Annotated in this window: 17 protein-coding genes and 1 pseudogene; 9 read left to right on the plus strand and 9 right to left on the minus strand. The window is 68.3% G+C overall.

Translation table 11 applies throughout. The features are described from left to right. Positions 1-19: 19 nt before the first annotated feature. Together ACFPZJ_RS33355 and ACFPZJ_RS33360 are read right to left on the minus strand one after the other, a co-directional pair. Entirely contained in the window at positions 20-799 is a 780-nt protein-coding gene (locus ACFPZJ_RS33355; protein ID WP_381029604.1) for an SDR family oxidoreductase, read from the minus strand. Between the two features lie 20 nt (positions 800-819). Further along, positions 820-1,107 (minus strand): annotated as a pseudogene (locus ACFPZJ_RS33360) (SDR family NAD(P)-dependent oxidoreductase); the annotation flags it as partial. 209 nt (positions 1,108-1,316) lie between these two features. Here ACFPZJ_RS33360 and ACFPZJ_RS33365 point away from each other — a divergent pair. Then, on the plus strand, positions 1,317-1,928 hold the full coding sequence (locus ACFPZJ_RS33365) for a TetR/AcrR family transcriptional regulator (protein WP_381029549.1): 612 nt from the start codon (positions 1,317-1,319) through the stop codon (positions 1,926-1,928). Between the two features lie 549 nt (positions 1,929-2,477). Here ACFPZJ_RS33365 and ACFPZJ_RS33370 read toward each other — a convergent pair. Continuing rightward, complete coding sequence (locus tag ACFPZJ_RS33370) at positions 2,478-3,161, minus strand: TetR/AcrR family transcriptional regulator (protein ID WP_381029552.1); 684 nt, start codon at positions 3,159-3,161, stop codon at positions 2,478-2,480. 343 nt (positions 3,162-3,504) lie between these two features. Between ACFPZJ_RS33370 and ACFPZJ_RS33375 the strand changes: the two genes are divergently transcribed. From ACFPZJ_RS33375 to ACFPZJ_RS33405, 7 genes are all read left to right on the plus strand, one after another. Beyond that, positions 3,505-4,248 carry an NADPH-dependent F420 reductase gene (locus tag ACFPZJ_RS33375; protein WP_381029554.1) on the plus strand — a complete coding sequence of 248 codons (744 nt, stop codon included), beginning with the start codon at positions 3,505-3,507 and terminating at the stop codon, positions 4,246-4,248. 315 nt (positions 4,249-4,563) lie between these two features. Then, complete coding sequence (locus ACFPZJ_RS33380) at positions 4,564-5,508, plus strand: NmrA/HSCARG family protein (protein WP_215153566.1); 945 nt, start codon at positions 4,564-4,566, stop codon at positions 5,506-5,508. Between the two features lie 298 nt (positions 5,509-5,806). Beyond that, positions 5,807-6,547, plus strand: a complete 741-nt coding sequence (locus ACFPZJ_RS33385) for an NADPH-dependent F420 reductase (protein ID WP_381029556.1) — start codon at positions 5,807-5,809, stop codon at positions 6,545-6,547. A 128-nt stretch (positions 6,548-6,675) separates the two neighbouring features. Next, complete coding sequence (locus ACFPZJ_RS33390; protein ID WP_381029558.1) at positions 6,676-7,347, plus strand: SDR family NAD(P)-dependent oxidoreductase; 672 nt, start codon at positions 6,676-6,678, stop codon at positions 7,345-7,347. An 88-nt stretch (positions 7,348-7,435) separates the two neighbouring features. Beyond that, positions 7,436-8,065, plus strand: a complete 630-nt coding sequence (locus ACFPZJ_RS33395; protein WP_381029560.1) for a peroxiredoxin — start codon at positions 7,436-7,438, stop codon at positions 8,063-8,065. 311 nt (positions 8,066-8,376) lie between these two features. Further along, on the plus strand, positions 8,377-9,321 hold the full coding sequence (locus ACFPZJ_RS33400) for an NAD(P)-dependent alcohol dehydrogenase (RefSeq protein ID WP_251062046.1): 945 nt from the start codon (positions 8,377-8,379) through the stop codon (positions 9,319-9,321). Positions 9,322-9,816: 495 nt separating this feature from the next. Beyond that, entirely contained in the window at positions 9,817-13,017 is a 3,201-nt protein-coding gene (locus ACFPZJ_RS33405) for a glycosyl hydrolase family 95 catalytic domain-containing protein (RefSeq protein ID WP_381029563.1), read from the plus strand. A 418-nt stretch (positions 13,018-13,435) separates the two neighbouring features. Here ACFPZJ_RS33405 and ACFPZJ_RS33410 read toward each other — a convergent pair whose 3' ends face one another. The 6 genes from ACFPZJ_RS33410 to ACFPZJ_RS33435 all read right to left on the minus strand — a co-directional run bounded on the left by ACFPZJ_RS33410 (position 13,436) and on the right by ACFPZJ_RS33435 (position 18,876). Further along, positions 13,436-14,185: a dienelactone hydrolase family protein gene (locus ACFPZJ_RS33410; RefSeq protein ID WP_215153570.1), complete on the minus strand. Its 750-nt coding sequence runs from the start codon at positions 14,183-14,185 to the stop codon at positions 13,436-13,438. Between the two features lie 277 nt (positions 14,186-14,462). Next, positions 14,463-15,125 (minus strand): SDR family NAD(P)-dependent oxidoreductase, encoded by a 663-nt coding sequence (locus ACFPZJ_RS33415; RefSeq protein ID WP_308297001.1) that lies wholly within the window; start codon positions 15,123-15,125, stop codon positions 14,463-14,465. Continuing rightward, positions 15,083-15,376 carry a Rossmann-fold NAD(P)-binding domain-containing protein gene (locus ACFPZJ_RS33420; RefSeq protein ID WP_251062047.1) on the minus strand — a complete coding sequence of 98 codons (294 nt, stop codon included), beginning with the start codon at positions 15,374-15,376 and terminating at the stop codon, positions 15,083-15,085. The genes ACFPZJ_RS33415 and ACFPZJ_RS33420 overlap by 43 nt, the downstream gene beginning before the upstream one ends. Before the next feature lie 119 nt (positions 15,377-15,495). Continuing rightward, a complete protein-coding gene (locus ACFPZJ_RS33425; protein WP_215153571.1) occupies positions 15,496-16,722 on the minus strand; it encodes a cytochrome P450 in 1,227 nt (408 codons plus the stop codon). A 40-nt stretch (positions 16,723-16,762) separates the two neighbouring features. Beyond that, on the minus strand, positions 16,763-18,253 hold the full coding sequence (locus ACFPZJ_RS33430) for an FAD-dependent oxidoreductase (RefSeq protein ID WP_381029566.1): 1,491 nt from the start codon (positions 18,251-18,253) through the stop codon (positions 16,763-16,765). Then, positions 18,250-18,876 (minus strand): TetR-like C-terminal domain-containing protein, encoded by a 627-nt coding sequence (locus ACFPZJ_RS33435; RefSeq protein ID WP_381029568.1) that lies wholly within the window; start codon positions 18,874-18,876, stop codon positions 18,250-18,252. Before ACFPZJ_RS33435 ends, ACFPZJ_RS33430 begins: the two co-directional genes overlap by 4 nt. Before the next feature lie 342 nt (positions 18,877-19,218). Here ACFPZJ_RS33435 and ACFPZJ_RS33440 point away from each other — a divergent pair, with 342 nt between their 5' ends. Then, a complete protein-coding gene (locus ACFPZJ_RS33440; RefSeq protein WP_381029570.1) occupies positions 19,219-19,782 on the plus strand; it encodes a TetR/AcrR family transcriptional regulator in 564 nt (187 codons plus the stop codon). Positions 19,783-19,898: the final 116 nt, after the last annotated feature.

A 19,898-nucleotide genomic window follows, 5' to 3' on the forward strand; every position in this document is an offset into this window, starting at 1 on the left:
TAGGGAAGCCTTGCGGCATTCACGAACGCTCCGGACATGGTCCCGAGCACGCCGGGGTGTGGTTCGTTGCCGCGCATCCCGTCGACGCCATGCAGGAGGAGGTGCCAGGAGGCGCTCCACCTCCCCGCGCTCGGCGGGGTGGCTGCCGCCTTGCTCGCCGGTGAACTGGATCTGGCCGATGCCGTCGGGCACCCTGGCGCCGCAGGGTGGGACCGTGCCTTCTCAAGCGCCGGGAGCCGGACATCGGGGACCGCCGGGCATGCCGCTGTGTCGAGAATGCCGAGCTCGCGGCCGATTCGGCTGGTCCATCGACCCGTACGGTACAGGTCCGTCGGTCAAGAGCCGGCGGGGGGAGCTGACTCCCGCCGTCGACTTCGAGGATCTTGCCGGTGACGTAGGCGCCCGCAGGTGAGACGAGGTAGAGAACCGTCGCGGCGATGTGCTCGGGGTCGCCCATACGCCGCAGCGGGATCGCACTCTCCAGCTTTTCGATGATCTCGGGGGTGCTCACACCGTCCAGCACCGACGTCGCGATAGAGCCCGGCTCGATCGCGGTGACCCGGATCCGGGGTGCCAGATCCAGCGCGGCAAGGCGCGTGTAGTGGGAGAGCGCGGCCTTCGCGGTGCCGTAAGCGGCCCAGCCGCGTCCCGCGACGCGGCCGACGAGCGATGAGATGTTGACGATCGCCCCGCCCCCGGCTTCGAGCATGTAGGGCGCCGCCGCCGTGGTGAGGGCGTGCGCGCCCGACACGTTGAAACGGAAGGATTCCTCGAGGAAGTCGGTGGTGGTCTCCAGCAGTGGGTACGGGTGTGGGTCCCGCCGACGTTGTTGACCACGATGTCGAGTCGGCCGAAGACCTCCATCGCCGCATGTGCCAGGTCTGCCGCCGCTTGCGGATCGCTGAGGTCGGCGGGCACGACGTGGGCCTCGCGGCCGGCCTTCGCCACCCGCGCGGCCACCTCGGTCAGATCCTCTTCCGTGCGCGAGGTGATGACCACGTCGGCGCCTGCTTCGGCGAGTGCCACCGCTGTCGCGGCGCCGATGCCCCGGCCGGACCCGGTTATCACGGCGACCTTGTCCTTGATCTGGAAAAGGTTGCTTGTCATGCCGGGACCGTAGCATCGCTCCTCCGCTAAATGTTAGCCACCTTTCATTTATTTGACGATCAGGTCAGGGTGGAACGTGCGGCTCATGACGCCGGTCTGCGTGCCCGCGTAGCTGCTCCTCCGCTACGGCGATGTTCGCCACACACTGTCGGATGACTGCTGGAGTGCACGCGGTCATGACGCCTGGAAGCGCGTACTACTGTGCAGTCATGGCGACGGACGGACGGACCTTGAGGGCGGACGCTGCTCGTAACTACCAGCGGATCGTCGGTGTCGCGGTCACGGCGTTCGAGGAACTCGGGCCGGAGGTGACCCTTGAGGAGATCGCTCGGCGCGCGGATGTGAGTGTGATGACGGTCTACCGGCGTTTTCGAGCGCGCGACCAGTTGGTCCGGGCTGTCCTGGACTACGTCCTCACCACAGAGATCCAGCCCATGACAGCGGCACACACCGACGATCCTTGGCGAGATCTCGTCAACGTGCTGGAGGCCAGCATCGATGTGCTGGCTCGACGGCAGGTCATCCTCTCCATCGCCCGGGAGTCCGACGCGTTCGATGTCGAGGGCGTGCGCCACTACCTGTCCTCCCTTGAACGGTTGCTGCGCCGCGCCGTCGAAGCGGGAGTGGTGCGACCGGAACTGGAGGTTCGTGATCTGGCGGCGGTCATCGTCATGGTTCTGGCCACGGTGCGTCCAAGCGATCCCGATGGCACGGACCGCAGACGCAATCTCGCCTTGGTCGTCGAAGGGTTGCGCGTCTCGCCGACCACCCTGCCCCCATCATCTCGGCAGGCCCCTGGGTCTGCTGTCTGCGAGCAGTGACAGGGAGCCCGATTTCCGTGTGGGCACGGCAGGCGTTCGGCCTCCGCCGAGTGTCGCGGTGCGGACTTGCCTCGGCGCCCCTGGTGAGCTCACCTCGGCTCAATCGCCTTCGCGTCCCCAGAAACCGTATGTTGTGACGGATGTCCAGGCCGGGCGTAGAAGGACGCTGGTGTTCAAGGGAACGATGGGGATTGCCCCCATGGTGTGCGGCAGTCGGAACTCCTCGAAGACGACCTGTGCAACACGGCCCGCGCTGGTCGCTGCGATCGCCTACCGCACGCCGAATGAGGCACTCGTGGATCGCCTCACGGGGTGACGCGTCTGCGTCACGACACCGAGACGTCCCTCGGGCGGCGCTCGGCGGTCCACGCCGCCCGTCACGCCACTCCTGTGCTGGGACGCCCATCGGGTCTCGTGCTGCGAGGGGAAGGCCGCCGGGTCGGTTCCGCAGGTCTTCGAGCGCTTGCAGGCGGTGTTGGTGAGCATCACGGCCGAGGGCAGTCACCTGTGCGCAGCGTCACGCGGTGCGCGGTCGCAGAGAACCGTCCTTCACCCAGTGCAGTCGCGATCACCATCGAGGCGGAGCATGGCGCGGTACAACTCGTCCTTGCTCAAGGGCGGTTGGGGAAGCGGATGCGCCCGCTCGGCGCGGAATCCGTCGAGCAGCAGGTGCAGGAAGCGGCGCCAAGTCCCCGGTGCGACGTTCTGAGTGGCTTCGGTGACGCTTCCGTTGGCCCAGATCACGAAGGTGAGATCTTCGGGCGTGATGTCGGAGCGGAGCGTTCCCTGCTCCTGTGCGCGCTCCACGATGCGGACGGCGAGTTCATAGATGCGTGACTGCGCCCCCGCCAGACACGCCGTCTCCGGCAGCCGAATGGCAGCCAGGTCCTGGAATCCCCTGTCCCCGACCTGGAGTTCACACATCGTCTCGAGGAAGAGGCACAGCCCCTCCCACGCGTCGTCCATGGCGACGGCCTTCTCTGCGGCCTCCCGCCAGGCCTCGATCTTGTCGGCGAACACCGCCTGCACGAGGTGGAGGCGTGTGGGGAAATGGCGGTACAGCGTGCCGATGGCCAGGCCCGCTCGCTTGGCCACCTGCTCCAGCGAGGCTTCCATGCCCTGCTCGGCCAGACATGCGCGAGCCGCCGAGAGCAGGGCGTCCCGGTTGCGCTGCGCGTCACGCCGCAGAGGACGGCCCGTCGCGGCTTCACCGCGTGCTCGATGAGTGGACATACCTATCAGGATATCCAACGTGAGGCAGTCCTCATGTTTGCTGCTACGATAGGCAACATGAGGGACTCCTCGACTTGTATGGTCGGGAGTGCATGTCGCCAGTCGCATACGGAGTCCGGACCAGTGTCCTCCCGCGCAGGTCCTGCCGGCGACGACGTCTCGCGACCGGCCCGGCCGTGGCCGGGAAAGAGTCGAAGGACCGCCGGCGTTTCTGTGGGCCCAGCGGATGGCGGCCTCCTCGAATCTGCCCCTGCGTGATCGAGCCTGGCCCACTCCCACCCTTCGAAGCTCTGCCCCAGCGACCTACTACCCAGCTCTGCTGACTTACCAGGAGACATGACCCATGACGAAGACTCTCGGAATCATCGGCGCCGGCGCGATCGGCGGCATTGTGGCCCGCCACGCCGTCGACGCAGGCCTGAATGTGGTCCTGAGCAACTCCCGGGACCCGGAGACCCTCAGCGACCTCGTCACCGACCTCGGCTCCCGTGCCCGCGCGGCCACCCCGGCCGAGGCCGCCCTGGCCGGCGACCTGGTCGTGGCCACCATTCCGCTGGTCGCCTATGAGAAGCTGCCTGTCGCCGCACTGGCGGGCAAGACCGTGATCGATACGATGAACTATTACCCCGAGCGCGACGGCCAGATCAGCGAGCTGGACTCCGGCGAGTTGACCTCCAGCGCCCTGGTGCAGCGCCATCTGGCCGACTCCCATGTGGTCAAGGCGTTCAACAACATTTCCTTCCGCTGCCTGCTCACCCTTGCCCGTCCCTCTGGGGCGCCCGATCGCAGTGCGCTGCCCATCGCCGGTGACAAGCCGAGCGCCAAGGCCGAGGTAACCGAACTGCTGGACACCCTCGGCTTCGACGCGGTGGACATCGGAACCCTCGCCGAGAGCTGGCGCAGCGAACCCAACACCCCGGTCTACGTGTTCCCGTACTTCCCGGGTCTGCCGCCGGTGGGAACCGGTCAGGAAGAGGTCATGCGCTGGGTCAGCGAGACTTCCGGAGCCCCGGTGCCCGCACACCAGGTGAAGGAACTGACCGTCGGCGCAGTCCGGGGCCCGGTAGGCGGCCGTTTCTCCTACTAGAGGTGGTCTGCTCCGGCCGGACGCGAATGGTCCGTGACTGGTCCAGAAGCACCGGTCAGGAACGGGACAGCCGGCCGCCGTCCGGGAGTTGGACGAGCCAACCACGTTCATGCGCGCCGACCTCGACCGGGCGACCTGACCTGGCGCCCGGTGGCTTCACGTGCCGTGGCCAGGACGGTCTCCTCGCGCTGGCCGCAGGGGTGCAGGTCGGCCGGGGCGCGCGGGGATTCCCACAACCAGCGCCAGCACCCCAACTCTCCTCGTCCTGCCCTTGACAAGGGTGGGCTCATTACCTCAGAAGCCAGGGAATGTCTTATGCCTGAGAACAAGGTCATTGCGGTCGTCGGCGCGACGGGCGCGCAGGGCGGCAGCCTCGTCGAGGCCATCCTGGAGCACCCCGGGAGCGGCCTGACGGTCCGCGCCCTGACCCGCAACCCCGACTCGGAGAAGGCGAAAGCCCTCGCCTCGCGTGGCATTGAGGTGGTTCGCGGCGACGCCGATGACCCGGACAGTCTGGAGTCGGCATTCACGGGCGCCCACGGCGCGTTCCTGGTGACCAACTTCAACGAGCACGGCGACGCCGCCCGCGAGACCGCGCAGGCCAAGGCCATGGCAGACGCCGTCAAGAAGGCCGGCGTGCAGCACGCGGTCTGGTCGACTCTGGAGGACACCCGCGAGCTGATCGCCGACGACGACCCGCGCTTCGTCAAGCTCGAGGGCGGCCGTTACCTCTTGCACTGCGACTCCAAGGGCGAGGCGGACGGCTACTTTCGCGAGCTGGGCGTGCCCACCACGTTCATGCGCACCTGCTTCTTCTGGGAGAACCTGTTCGGCCCGATGTTCCTGCGGCGTGGTGACGACGGTGCGCTGCTGCTGACCATCGCCATCGGTGATGCCCTGCTGCCCGGCGTGTCGGTGAAGAACATCGGCCGGTTCGCCTTCGGCGTCTTCACCCACCCGCAGTTCATCGGCCGCACCGTCGGTGTCGCCAACGCGCACCTCACCGGTGCGGACATGGCTGACACCCTCGCCCGTCTCCTGGGCGAGGAGGTCCGCTACGAGCCGTACACGCTGGACGCGCTGCGCGCCCTCGACATGCCCATGGCCGACAACTTCGCCAACCTGATGCAGTTTAAGCAGGCCTTCAACGCAGAGTACGTCGGCGCCCGCGACCTGGATGTGGTACGCGTCCTCAACCCGGAGGTCGAGACATTCGAGCAGTGGGTGAGTGAGCACAAGGACCAACTCAAGGCCCGCTGACAGGGCCGCCAGGAAAGCCGCCCGCCCGGGTCCCGCCCTGTACCGGCGGGGACCGGGGGTGGGTTCGGCACAGGCTCTTGCAGGGTGGCTTCATGACCTTGAGGCGTTGATGTCTACTCCGGCGGGGTGCCTTCTGCGGGTACTGCAGGCCCTGCCTGCGGGGACGTCTTCGCGCCCGGCCCGGTCATGGGGGCCGCGTCTGCGCCACGTGCCCGGACGGGCGCCCACTCTGACCTCTTGAAGTACCGCCCAGGCAACTCAGCACCCCTCTCTGCAGACTTACCAGGAGACGTGTCCCGTGACGAAAACCCTTGGAATCATCGGCGCCGGCATGATCGGCAGCACGTTGGCCCGCCTCGCCGTCGACGCAGGCCTGAATGTGGTCCTGAGCAACTCCCGGGACCCGGAGACCCTCAGCGACCTCGTCAGCGAACTCGGTTTCCGTGCCCGCGCGGCCACCCCGGCCGAGGCCGCCCTGGCCGGCGACCTGGTCGTGGCCACCATTCCGCTGGTCGCCTATGAGAAGCTGCCTGTCGCCGCACTGGCGGGCAAGACCGTGATCGATACGATGAACTATTACCCCGAGCGCGACGGCCAGATCAGCGAGCTGGACTCCGGCGAGTTGACCTCCAGCGCCCTGGTGCAGCGCCATCTGGCCGACTCCCATGTGGTCAAGGCGTTCAACAACATCTTCTTCCGCTCCCTGCTCACCCTCGCCCGCCCCGCCGGCGCCCCCGATCGCAGCGCCCTGCCCATCGCAGGCGACGACCCGACCGCCAAGACCGATGCAGCCGAACTGCTGGACACCCTCGGCTACGACACGGTGGACATCGGAACCCTCGCCGACAGCTGGCGCAGCGAACCCAACACCCCGGTCTACGCGCAGCCATACCTCCAGGGCCAGCCGCCGGAGGGTGCCGGCCAGGAAGAGGTCATGAGCTGGTTCCTCGCGGTCGAGGGAGTCCCGGTCCTCGCACACCGGGTGAAGGAACTGACCGGCGGCGCCGTCCGGGGTCCCGCGGGCGGCAAGTTCTCCTAGCGGCGGCCTGCACCGGCGGACGTGAATCGCCCATCGGCGTCTCTCGCGTCCCGTCCACGGCCGCAGCCCTTGGCGGTCGTACTGCTCCGCTCAGCCACTTCCTCACACCGCGAACAGGAGCTCGCCGCATGCCCGTCATCGCCATCATCGGAGCAGGCCCCGGCATGGGGCTGTTCATCGCCCGCCGCTTCGGAGCCGAAGGCTTTCAAGTCGCCTCATCTCCCGGACCCAAGGAGAAGGTCGAAGCCCTTGCCGCGCAGCTCGTGGCCGACGGAGTCGAGGCCGCCGCCTTCGCCGCCGACGTGATGCGCCCGGACACCGTGCGCTCGGCACTGGCGGCCGCAGCCGACCGCTTCGGTCCCATCGACGTGCTGGAATACTCGCCCGCCGACCGGGGCCTCGCCGGTGTCTCTGCCGCCGAGGCGACTGCCGAGGACCTCCAGCCACAGATCGACCACTACCTCTACGGAGCCGTCGCCGCCGTGAGCCAGGTACTCCCAGGGATGCTGGAGCGCGGCAGCGGCACCCTTCTGTTCTCCACTGGTGGCTCCTCGGTACAGCCCAGGGGAGGTCCCTACGGCAGCATCGGCATCGCCGCCGCCTCGCTGCGCAACTACGCGATGACCTTGAACGTCGAGCTTGCCGACCGCGGCATCCACGCCGCACATGTGGCCATCAGCGTCTTCCGGATCGGCAGCGGCCCCGGCACAGAGCCCGACCTGATAGCCGAGCACTACTGGACCGCCCACACCAAGCGCGACACGTGGGAGATCATCGCCCTCCCCGGGCACACGTCCTGAGCCACTCCGTCCGATCCGCGGCAGGGCCAGTTCGCCCGGCGGATGACCGCAGGCCCGGCGTCGGCTTCACGTTCGTGCCGCGTGAGTGGTGCCGACCCTTCCGGGAAGAGCCGGCACCGCTCACGCCCCATACGCAAGGGCGCGCGGCATCGATCAGCTACGACGCCGGCACACCCGGTCTCTCATCCCACCCACAGCCGCAGCGCTCTCCTGCCTGCGGCGGAAGAAAGAGGCAGACGGACATGGCAAGAGGCATACAAGTAGGCGACAAAGCACCGACTTCACCCTGCTGTCACAATCCGGTGCACCGGTCCGGCTGTACGACCGGCTCGACGACGGGGTAGTCGTCCTGTACTTCTACCCCAAGGACGAAACCCGCGGCTGCACGGCAGAGGCGTGTGCTTTCCGGGACAGCCACGAGGTCTTCACCGACGCCGGAGCCGAGGTCATCGGCGTGAGTTCGGACTCGGTGCACAAGCACGCGGCCTTCGCCACCCGGCACAACCTGCCCTTCACGCTGCTGAGCGACGAGGAGGGGCAGGTACGCAAGGACTACGGCGTGCCCAGCGTGTTGGGCATCATCCCGGGCCGGGTCACGTACGTCATCGACCGTCAGGGGACGGTCCGGCATGTCTTCAACTCGCTGACCAACACGGACAAGCACGTCAACGATGCGCTCGACGTGGTCCGCAACATCTCGGCCGAGGACCCGGTCTGACGCCGCCGCGATCCACCTCAGGCCGGGTGGACCGCCGTATGACGATCCCCGCGTAGGCCCCCACAGCTGGTTCCCCGTCCCAACCCGTTTCCCCCCGACGACAACCCGCCGTCCCTCTCCACTGGCGAAGGCTGGCTACCCGTGGTGGCGCTGCCCGACTTCGTCAGTGGTGGAGCCGCGAAGCCCGGTTCGCCTCCCTGCTGACCGCAGGCACCCACCCCCCTGGAAGGCCGCAGCCGCAGGAGACGTCCGCGACGCGCTCCTGGCCAGTGGCCGACCCCGCGTTCGACAATTCAGACAGGAGCATGACCATGCCGAACGGTACGATGAGAGCGGCTCAGATCGACCGCTCCGGTGGGCCGGAAGTGCTGCAGATCCGCGATGTCCCTGTGCCGACTCCGGCGCGCGGCCAGGTCCTCGTGAAGGTGCACGCCTCCGGCGTCAATCCCATCGACACTCAGCTGCGACGGCTCCGGCTGGGGTCCTTCCCTCGCGGGACCGGCGTGGACTACGCGGGAGAGGTGGCCGCGCTCGGCCCGGGCGTCGAAGGTCTGGAACTCGGGCAGCGGGTATGGGGCTTCCTGGGCATCCGCATGCGCAGGACCGGTGCTGTCGCCGAGTACCTCGTCGCGAGACCGGAGCAGATGGCGGCCGCGCCCACCACCATCGACCTCGTCTCGGCGGCAGCGCTGCCGGCCGTCGGCCTCACCGCTCTGCAGGTCCTGCGGGACGGGCTGCGGTTGCAGAGCGGCCAGCGACTGCTGGTGGTCGGCGCCAGTGGCGGAGTCGGCAGCGCCGCCGTCCAACTCGGCAAGGCCATGGGCGCGAGCGTCACAGCCGTCGCGAGTGCCCGCAATGCCGACTTCTGCCGTGAGCTGGGAGCCGACCAGGTCCTCGACTACGACTCGATCAAGCCCGGCGCCCTGACAGGGGAGTTCGACGCGCTCGTAGACTGCCACGGAGGCTCCGCGCGTCAGTACCACCGGATGGTGCGCAGGGGAGGCCGTGCCGTCACCATGACCATGAAGGGCCTGCCGTTCGCCCTGCTCTCCGTGCTGCTCCCCGGCCCTCGGATGCGTTTCATGTCGGAAAAGATGCGGCGCGACGACATGGAGGCCCTGGTCGGATATGTGGACCGCGGCGAACTGCGCCCGGTGGTCGAGCAGGTCTACCCGCTGAGCGCCGTCCAGGACGCCCACCGCGCGGTCGAGACCGGCCACGCCCGAGGCAAGCGCGTAGTCGACCCAACTCAGTAGGTCGGCCCTGCTCACCTCGTCAAAGAGTCGTTCTTTGAGGGGCGGGGTTCCTAAGACGCCGTCGGTCGCGGGCGCTGTCCCGGCGGTGGTCCGGTACACCGCAGCCACCGAGGGTTCGCACACCCAGATCTCCTCGGCAGTGCCGGCCGGGGCGGGCACTCCGGCCCGTCCATGACCGTCAACGACCGGGAATCTACAGGGAGTCGCGAGCTCGCCTGACGTTCATTGGCGCGGCCAGTCAAGGTGGCTTACATCCGATGTATTGGAGAGCTCCTCGCTGACTTCTGCTGTTTCCGGGCTAGGTCGCCGCGCGGGCAGTTCTTTCCTCATCACGCCATAGTGGCCTGCCGAGTTGCCTTACCTATTCGCGTGAGTTGGTGCTGCAGCCCTCTAGACATCCGATCTATGCCGCGGCAAAGATGACGTGCCTCTCGGAGGACTCGAAGAGGTTGCAGTTCCCCTCGTGTCGAACATCCATGGCTGGGAGATCTTGCCGTGACCCATGCATCGCACCCGCAGCGAAGAAGCGTCCTGAAGCTGGGCGGCGCCCTCGCCCTCGCACCCCTGATCACTCAACTGGCCGGCGGCACCCCTGCGGGGCCGGCCTTCGCCGCCACTTCCGCTGCCCCGGCGGTCGTCCGGTGGCCGACCCTGTCGCGCAAGGCGCTGAACTACTCGGTCCCCGCCCTGGACTGGCAGTCGCAGGCCCTGCCGATCGGCAACGGCCGTCTCGGCGCCATGCTGTTCGCCGACCCCGACCAGGAGCGCATCCAGTTCAACGAGCAGAGTCTGTGGGGCGGGGTCAACAACTACGACAACGCGCTCGCGGGCAAGCCCGACAGCGCGTTCGACACCAGCATGACCGGCTTCGGCTCGTACCGGAACTTCGGCGACGTCGTCGTCACCTTCACCGGCCGCGCGAAGGTCACGGCCCCCGGGGGGCCGTACCGCACCTCCTCGTCGGAGGGCGTGGACAAGACATACGACGGCAACGCGAGCACCAAGTGGTGCATCGACGGGCCCGGTTCGAAGGTGCAGTGGCAGGTCGAGCTCCCCGAGCCCGTCGCGGTCGCCTCCTACCGGCTGACCAGTGCCAACGACGTGCCGCAGCGCGACCCGCAGGAGTGGAAGCTCTCCGGTTCCGCCGACGGCGCCACCTGGACCACGCTGGACAGCCGTACCCTGCCGGCTCCTTTCGAAAGCCGATTCCAGACGAAGGAATTCACCTGCGCCAGCAGCGGGTCGTACCGCTTCTACCGGTTCGACTTCGTCCCCAAAGCAGGGGTCAGCCACTTCCAGGTGGCCGAGATCGGTCTGTCCGGCGTCGACCTCGGCGGCGCCGCGCTGTATCTGTCGTCGCCGAGCGGGCACTCCGAGGGATCGGGTGCCGGGGCCGGGGCCCAGGCCATGGACATCTCGTGTTCGGTGGACCGCAATCCGGCCACGGTCTGGCGGGTCGACGACGCCGCCCCCGCGGTCGTCTGGCAGGCCGACCTGCCCCGTGCGGTCGCCGTCACCTCGTACACGCTGACGGCGGGCCCGGACCGTCCGCAGGACGACCCACGGCGATGGACGCTCGAGGCGTCGCAGGACGGGCGAGCGTGGGTGACCCTCGACACGCAGAACCCCGGCGCGCCCTTCGCCGACCGCGGTGAGACCCGGGCGTTCCGGGTCACCAACAGCACCGCCTACCGCGCCTACCGGCTCACGTTCACCCCCGGCGAGTCGTCCACCGGCTTCCAGATCGCGGAAGTCGCCCTGGAAGGCAGGGGATTCGACACGCGCACGCTGCGCACGGTCGTCGACTACCAGCGCGCCCTGGACTTCTTCGACGGTATCCATGTCACCCGGTTCGGCGCGCCGGGGCGGCGCGTTCTCAGGGAGGCGTTCGCCAGCCGGTCGGCGGACGTCATGGTCTTCCGATACAACTCGGACAGCGACCGGGGATTGTCCGGAGCGATCTCCTTGACGTCCGGACAGCAGGGGGCTCCGACGACCGTCGATGCCGCCGCCCGGCGGATCGCCTTCCGCGGTGTCATGGGCAACGGCCTCAAGCACGCGTGCACCGTCCAGGTCGTGCACGCCGACGGCGACTTCCGTGCCGACGGATCGGCCCTCCGGTTCAGCGGCTGCACAAGCCTGACCCTGCTGCTCGACGCCCGTACCGACTACAAGCTCGACGCCGCCGCCGGATGGCGCGGAACCGATCCCGAACCGGTCATCACCAGGACACTCGACAAGGCGGCCGCCCGGTCCTACAGGGAACTGCGCGAGGAGCACACCGCGGAGACACATGCGCTCATGAACCGCGTCTCCGTCGACTGGGGCACCTCCGACGACGCCGTCATCGCCCTGCCCACCAACGCCCGGCTCGCGCGTTACGCGTCGGGCGGAGAGGACCCGACCCTCGAACAGGCGATGTTCGACTACGGCCGCTACCTGCTGATCAGTTCCTCGCGCCCGAACGGCCTGCCCGCCAACCTCCAGGGCCTGTGGAACGACAGCAACTCACCGGCCTGGGCCTCCGACTACCACACCAACATCAACGTCCAGATGAACTACTGGGGAGCCGAGACGACGAACTTGCCGGAGTCCCACGAAGCACTCATCGAGTTCATCAGGCAGGTGGCGGTGCCCAGCCGCGTGGCGACCCGCAACGCCTTCGGAAAGGACACACGAGGCTGGACCGCCCGCACCAGCCAGAGCATCTTCGGCGGCAACGCCTGGGAGTGGAACACCGTCGCGAGCGCCTGGTACGCCCAACACCTCTACGAACACTGGGCGTTCACCCAGGACATGACGTACCTCCGTACCGTCGCCTACCCGATGATCAAGGAGATCTGCGAGTTCTGGGAGGACCACCTCAAGGAGCGCGCGGACGGACTCCTCGTCGCACCGAACGGCTGGTCCCCCGAACACGGGCCGCGCGAGGACGGCGTCATGTACGACCAGCAGATCATCTGGGACCTGTTCCAGAACTACCTCGACTGCGAGGCCGCGCTCGAAGCCGATCCCGACTACCGGGCCAAGGTCGCGGACATGCAGGCACGCCTCGCACCGAACAAGATCGGCAAGTGGGGGCAGCTGCAGGAATGGCAGGAGGACATCGACAGCCCCACCGACATCCACCGCCACACCTCACACCTCTTCGCGGTCTACCCGGGCCGCCAGATCACACCGAAGACACCCGACTTCGCGGCCGCCGCCCTCGTCTCCCTCAAGGCCCGGTGCGGCGAGAAGGAAGGCGTTCCGTTCACGGCCGCGACGGTGTCAGGTGACAGCCGCCGCTCATGGACCTGGCCCTGGCGGGCGGCCCTCTTCGCCCGCCTCGGTGACGGGCAACGCGCCCAGGTCATGCTGCGCGGACTGCTGACCTACAACACGCTGCCCAACCTGTTCTGCAACCACCCGCCCTTCCAGATGGACGGCAACTTCGGCATCACGGGCGCCGTCGCGGAGATGCTCCTGCAGAGCCACGACGACGTCATCCACCTGCTGCCTGCCCTGCCCGACGCCTGGAAAGCCAGGGGTTCCTTCACCGGACTGCGCGCCCGCGGCGGCTACGAGGTCAGCTGCGAATGGCGGGACGGGAAAGTCACGTCCTACAAGATCGTGGCCGACCGGGCACGGAACCAGGGGAACATCACCGTGCGGGTGAACGGCGCCGACAGGAAGGTGAAGCCGACCAAGTCCTGAAGGCGGCAAAGCGGAGACGGCGGCCGCGGGACATGACGGCGAACACCGATCCGTTCCCGTCCCGCGCCGCCGTCGTCGGCAGGGCCGGTCTCGCGACCGCGTCCTGCCGACCGGTACAAGACACGTCGCGTCCGGCAATCGTGCGCGACCTCGTTGCCGGAAAGGACTGAATCGGCCAGCAGGATGCCGTGAAGCAACCGCCACAGAGCGGCCGGGTCGGCCGGATCTGACGTTCGTCGGGTTGACCGAACGAGCCGCCGACCGGGTTCCCGCGCGGCGTCACGCGGTGTGCGGTTGCCGAGAGCCGTTGTTGCCGACCTCGGCCACGGCGAACCAGCCATGGTCCGCCACCGACTGATGACCTCCGTGGACGATCTCGCTGATGAACTGCGGAGTTTTGCGGCACCCTGAGGTGGGGTCAGGCCTTGGTCGTGTGCTTGAGGTGGGTGTCGAAGAAGGCCTCAATGCGTAGCCATGCGTCAACAGAGGCTTCTGGGACAGGTCCGAACCCGGCGACGCGGTACAGCGGGTGCAGCAGGCGCGGGCCGAATTGTTCGTCGTTGAGGAAGGCGTGGCCTGCCTGTGGGTACTCCTTCACGTCGTGTACGACGCCGAGCCTGTCGAGGGCGGAGTCGAGCTTCGCCGCCGCCCCCTTGAGAGGTCGATCGCGGCCCCCGTAGCTGGCGACGATGGGGCAGGCGTCGGCCAGGGCCTGGTCCATGTCCTTGGGGAGCTGGCCGTAGTTGGCGGACGCGGCGTCGAAGATGCCGCTGCCTGCCGCCATGAGAGCGAAGGACCCGCCCATGCAGAAGCCGATGATCCCGACCGCGCCGGTGCAGTCGGGGTCATCGACGAGGTAGGTTCTCGCGGCGGCGATGTCCTGGTAGGCGCGGCCGTGGCCGGACAGCGCGGCCCGCATGGTGGGTATCAGGCAGCGGCGTGCGCCTCCGTCCGTGTACAGGTCGGGCATCAGGGTCAGATATCCGGCGCTTGCGAGCCGCCGCGCCTGTCGGAGCATCTCGTCATTGGCACCCATGACCTCGTGCGCGACCACGACTCCGGGCCATGGGCCAGGTCCGTCCGGCCGGACGAGATGCCCGGTCAGCCGCTTGGAACCGCCGACCGGGGCGCTGAGGTGGGTGAGGGTGACGGAAATTGGATCTGGCACGGCATCCTCCGGACGACGACATGGGGTGGTGTGGTGTGGGTGAGGCCGATGGGTCTCGAGGGAAGGAACTGTGCCGAGTCATGGTGGATCCACTCCCAGGCGCACCACAGCCCTGTGAAGAGTCCAGGACTGGGGTTCATACCTGGGCGGTGGTGACACAGTCGTACATGTGCGATTGCGCAAGATCGGGGATGTGCTTGTTGCTCTCTCCGGGCAACCGTGAAGGGCGCTGGTCCCCATTGCGCAGATGCGAGGCGCCGGTCGACCCACGGCTGGATCAGGGGATGAGTCCGGCCTCCTCGATCAGAGAACCGGGGACGTGGTAGCCGTCCTGGTCGCGGATGCGGGCGATGTGCCTTCGCACGTCGTCCGCGGTGGCGAGAGGCTCGTCGGCGGCGACGTGCCAGCCCTCGGTGACCCCGATGAAGGCGCGGGCGTAGCGGCCGCGGGCGATGGAGAAGACCTCGTGGGTGTACGGGTTCTCCTCGCTGGCCAAGTAGGCGACCATCGCGGTGACCATCTCCGGCTCCGTGTGCGCCGGAGTGGTGGGTAGTGTCGCCATCATGTCCGGGTTCATGTCCGCGCCCATCCGGCTCTGGGCCATCGGCAGAACGGTGTTGACCAGGATGCCGTGAGAGGCGCCCTCGAGGGCCACCACGTTGGCCAGGCCCAGGACGGCTCCTTTGGCCGCGCCGTAGTTGGCCTGCTCGGGGTTGCCGAACACGCCGGAGGCGGAGGAGGTGAACACGATCCGGCCGTAGCCCTTGTCGCGCATCACGGCGAAGGCGCGCTGGGTGACATAGAAGGCACCCTTGACGTGTACGGCGAGCAACGCCTCGATCGAATCGGGGGTGAGCTCGGTGAAGGGGGCGTTGCGGATGTTGCCCGCGTTGTTGATCAGGATGTCCACGGTGCCGTAGGCGTCGAGCGCGGTCTGCACGATGGCCTTGCCGCCCTCGGGGGTGGCGACCGAGTCGTAGTTCGCGACGGCTTGGCCCCCGCGTCGATGATTTCCTTGACGACATGGTCGGCCATGGCGGTGCCGCCGCCGGTGCCCGCGATCGTGCCGCCGAGGTCGTTGACGACGACCTTGGCGCCGCGCGCAGCGAGGTCGAGGGCGTAGGTGCGACCCAGACCGCCGCCGGCGCCGGTCACGATGGCGACCCTGCCCTCGAACGAGATTCCGTCCACTGTCAGATCACTTCCTTACTGTCGTTTGTTGTGGGCAGGCAGCCGCGGTCGCTCTGCGCCGATGGCGTCGGGCGAGGCGCAGCCCCAGGCCGCACTCACGTGTGCGGCCTGGGGTTGGGTCAGGCCGGGCGGACGCCGTCCACGGTGATCCGCAGGGCCGACGGGCCACGCAGGTCGGCCATCGGGCGGTAGGGCGGCGGGTCCTGCGACAAGTGAGGGTTGACCAGACGTCGGGTCAGCTCGCGGACCGCGATCTGGCCCTCCATGCGGCCGAGTCCGGCCCCGAAGCAGAAGTGGATGCCGGAGCCGAAGCTGAGGTGGCTGGTGTCGGGACGAGTGATGTCGAAGGTGTCCGGGTCGGGGAAGCGGCGCGGGTCCCGGTTGGCAGCGGCGAGGGCCAGGATGACCGTGGAGCCCTTGGGGATGGTGTGGTCGCCAACGGCGATGTCGTCGACCGCGACACGCGGTCGCAGGTGCACGGAGGGCTCCAGGCGCAAGGTCTCCTCGATGGCGCCGGCGGCGAGGGAGGGGTCGGCCTGGAGCCGGGCCAGCTGCTCGGGGTGTCGCAGCAGCAGGAGCATGCTGCTGCTTATGAGGTTGACGGTGGTCTCGTGGCCGCCGATGAAGAGCATCGTGGCGGTGCTGAGCAGTTCCGGCAGGCTCATCGGACCGCCCGGGCCGTCGTCGTGGATCATCCGGGACAGCATGTCCTGGCCCGGCTTCTTGCGAAGCCGCTCGATGTGGGCGAGGAAGTAGTCGGCCAGTGTCTGCTGGGCATGGTGCCTGGCCGCGGCGGCCTCCGGGTCATGCGGGTCGACGAGGAACTCCGGGCTGGAGACTGCCTCCTCACTGATATGGCCGAGGGTGGCGGCGTCTTCGGGCGGGACGCCCAGGAGGTGGCAGGCCACACGGACGGGGATCGGGTAGGAGAACTCCGAAACCAGGTCGAACTCGCTGCGCCCGGTCAGGTGGTCGATGTGGTCGCGGATCAGCTCTTCCACCATCGGCCGCAGGCTCTCGACGAAGCCCGGACGTGCGGGCGGGCCGAAGTGGCGCTGGGCCAGGCCGCGTAGCTGGTCGTGTGTGGGGTTGTCCCGCACGAGGAAAGTCGGAGCCGTGCCGGGAGCCGGGACGCCGGTCCCAAGCCGGCTGTCCGGGGTGGCCTTGCCGCGGTCGGAGGAGATACGCGGGTCGCGCAGCAGCGCACTGACCTCGTCGTATCCGCTGACGACGCAGGTTCCGTCGTCCTGGACGGAGACAGGCTCTTTGCGCAGCTCGGTGTAGAGAGGCCAGGGGTGAGGGCGGCTGTCGGGGTGAAGAACCTGCTTGTACAGGGTGGACGCCATGGGGGTGCCACTCGCTTTCGTGTGGGGGAGTGGGGTGCGATCAGCGGCCGACCGGCCGAAGGGTGCGGGACGTGTTCTCGTCGCAGGCGACGAACTCGGCCGGGAAAGGCGCACCTTGGCGGACGAGCGATTCGTAGTAGGGCAGGTAACGCCCGTTGTCGAAGGTGACCGCGGCGACGGTGCGGTCTTCGCGTCCGTACAGCACGCTGAAGGAGCCCTGGCCGAGGGTTCCCTGGACCACCGCGATGCGGTCGGCGATGCCGGGGTAGCCGACGCCTTTGATGTTCACACCGAACTGGCTGGACCAGAAGGCCGGCAGACCGGTATGGGGGATCGGAGCCTGGCCGGGTCGGCGCGTGATGTTGTGGGCGACCGTGCGGGCCTGGGCCACGGCGTTGCCCCAGTGCTCCACCGACAGCCGGCGGTCCGGGAAGAGGGGATGCGGAGTGGCGGCGACATCGCCGGCCACGTACACGTCGGGCAGGGGCTGCCCGTCGTGGCCGAGAGCGTGGCACTGGTCGTCGCAGTGCACCCCGCCGCTGTCCGTCCGTACGGCGGAGCCGTCCAGCCATTCGACGTTGCGCTGGGCGCCGAGCGCGACGACGGCCAGGTCCGCGTCGACGGCGGCGCCGTCCGACAGCACGATCTGCCGCAGCGCTCCGGTCTCGTCCGCCACGAAGCGCTCGACAGTGGTCCACAGCCGCAGGTCCACGCCCTTGTCCCGGGCCAGGTCCGCCACCACGGCACCGATCACGCTTCCCAGCGGTCCCTGCAACGGCGTGGCCTGTGTCTCGATGAGGGTGACGTCGAGGCCGCGTTCGCGGCAGCCGGAGGCCAGTTCGCCGCCGAGGAAGCCGGCGCCGATGACGGCGACGCGGCGGGGTGGACGCGCCAGGCGCCGCTGGAGTTCCTCGGCGTCGTCGCGGGTGCGGACGGTGAGGACACCGTCGATGTCGTCGGCTGCGCCGCCGGGGAACGGACGGGCCCGGGTGCCGGTGGCGATGACCAGGGTGTCGTAGCCGACCGTGGCGTCGTCCGCCAGCCGGACCAGGCGGTGGTCCGTATCCAGCCCCGTCGCCCGGACACCCAGCAGGAAGCGTGCGTCCAGGGGCTGCGTGACCGGCAGTTCGAGGCGATCGGGCGGCAACTTCTCGCTCACGCAGGCCTTGGTCAGCGGAGGGCGGTCGTACGGGCGATGGGGCTCATCACCGATGATGGTCAGCTGTCCGGAGAAGCCGGACTCGCGCAGGGCTTCGGCAGTCTTCAGCCCGGCGAGGGAGGCGCCGACGATGACAACGTGGCGGCCGTTCTCCCCGCTGGCCGTGGCGGGTTCGTCCGCGTTGTCCGTGCCGACGGTGATGGCGCGCACGGGGCAGGCCAGTGCGGCGCGGCGTACCGCGTCCCGCATCTCGTCCGGCGGGTTCGGTACGTAGGTCAGAGCCTCCAGGCCATGCAGCGTGAAGGCGGAGGGGGCTGCGAACACGCACTGTCCGTACCCCTCGCAGCGGTTCAGGTCGACACTTATCTTCACTTGGCGCCCCCGCTCTGCCGGGACGTGAGCACCGGAAGCAGAACCCGGTCCACCAAGGACTCCACGAAGGCCGCATCGACCTGGCCGTCGGCGACCAGGACCTGGTGCAGGATCGCGGCACGTGTGAGATCCGCCAGCAGGACGGGATCCGCGTCATCCCCGACCTCGCCGCGTTCCCTGGCCCAGCCCAGGACGGTCTCCGCCAGACGGGCGTGGTGCAGGCGGACCAGGTCCTTGGCCATGCGTCCGACACTGCCGTCGTCGGAGGCGGCGATCAGTAGACCGGAGAGGTACTTGGCCGGATGCTGCGCCTGCGCGCCGCCGTTCGGCGCCAAGTTGTGCAGCAGATCGCCGCGCAACGATCCGGTGGCGGTTACGTCAGCGGATTGGTCGATGACCCGGTACGCAGCCCGGTGCAGCGCCGCGGTTAACAACTCGTCCTTGTTCCCCCAGCGGTGATGCATCGTTTTTGTGCTGGCCGTGGCCCGCTCGCACATGGCGGTCAAGGTCAGCTGCTCGTAGCCGACCTCGGCCAGCAGGTCCAGCGCGGCGTCGAGCAGCGCAATTTCGCGGTGGACGTCCATCGGGCGGCCTGGTGATTTGACTGAGGTCGGCGTGGTCATGGAAGGCTGCAGGGCATAGGGCGCGGCATGGTCTTTTTCCTGATTACTCGGACATAAGGTGAACAAAGTTGACCTCGTAACATAAGCGTCTCGCTGGGAGTGGTCACCGTGACGACTGCCGAGTCGGATGCGTTCTGCCGCTCGGCGGCTCATGATGTCCAGGCAGGGCAGGGGAGTCCCACCTCGCTATAATCGGAAGGTGCGTTCCAGTTAACGATACGGGACGGCCGTTCCGGATGTCGAGTAAAGGCACCTCGATGCGTTCTGACGCTCAGCGCAATCGCAAGCGCGTCCTGGATGCGGCGATGGAGGCGTTTGCCGCCGAGGGTACTGTCGGTGCCCGTGGCCGAAATCGCCCGGCGGGCAGGGGTAGGTACTGGCACCGTCAGTCGGCATTTCCCAATGAAGGATTTCCTGTACGAAGCGACGGTGCTTCACCTGGTCGGTGGCATCGTCGACAGGGCCCGGGACCTCTCCGCAAAGAACGATCCGGGCAGCGCGTTCTTCCAGTTCCTGGCCCACATGGTCGAGCAAGCGGCGGTGAACCGCGGTCTTGCCGAGGCGATCAGCGGTGCCGGTTTCGATGTCGAGGCGGTCGCCTTCCGTCCCCAGCACAGCCTTGAAGCTGTGGAGAGCGAGCTGCTGACGAGAGCTCAGCAGGCGGGTGTGGTACGGCGGGACATCACTCGCGCCGATGTGAAAGCTCCTGGTCGGCTGTCTGGCCCGAGAACGTCAGGGCTGCGACCCGGAAGCCCGGCAGCGCATGATCGACGTGGTGTGCACCGGCCTGCGAGCCGAACCGGGCACACCAGTCGGCGACGACCGGGGGCTTGCCGACTGAGCGGGCCCTTCAGCGGCTTGTTTCTAGTGCTCGATTCCGCTTTCGGTGGGTATAGCTGTTGGTAGCGGGGTGGTTGCGGGTGCTCGGGGGCGGGTGCTGGACGATGGTGTTACGGGCACGGCCGGGCCGTGACGAGGGCGAGCAAGCGGTGGTCCACCGTCTGGCGGCTGCCAGGAAGGCG

This window comes from Streptomyces bullii (genome assembly GCF_042657145.1).
GTDB lineage: Bacteria > Actinomycetota > Actinomycetes > Streptomycetales > Streptomycetaceae > Streptomyces > Streptomyces bullii.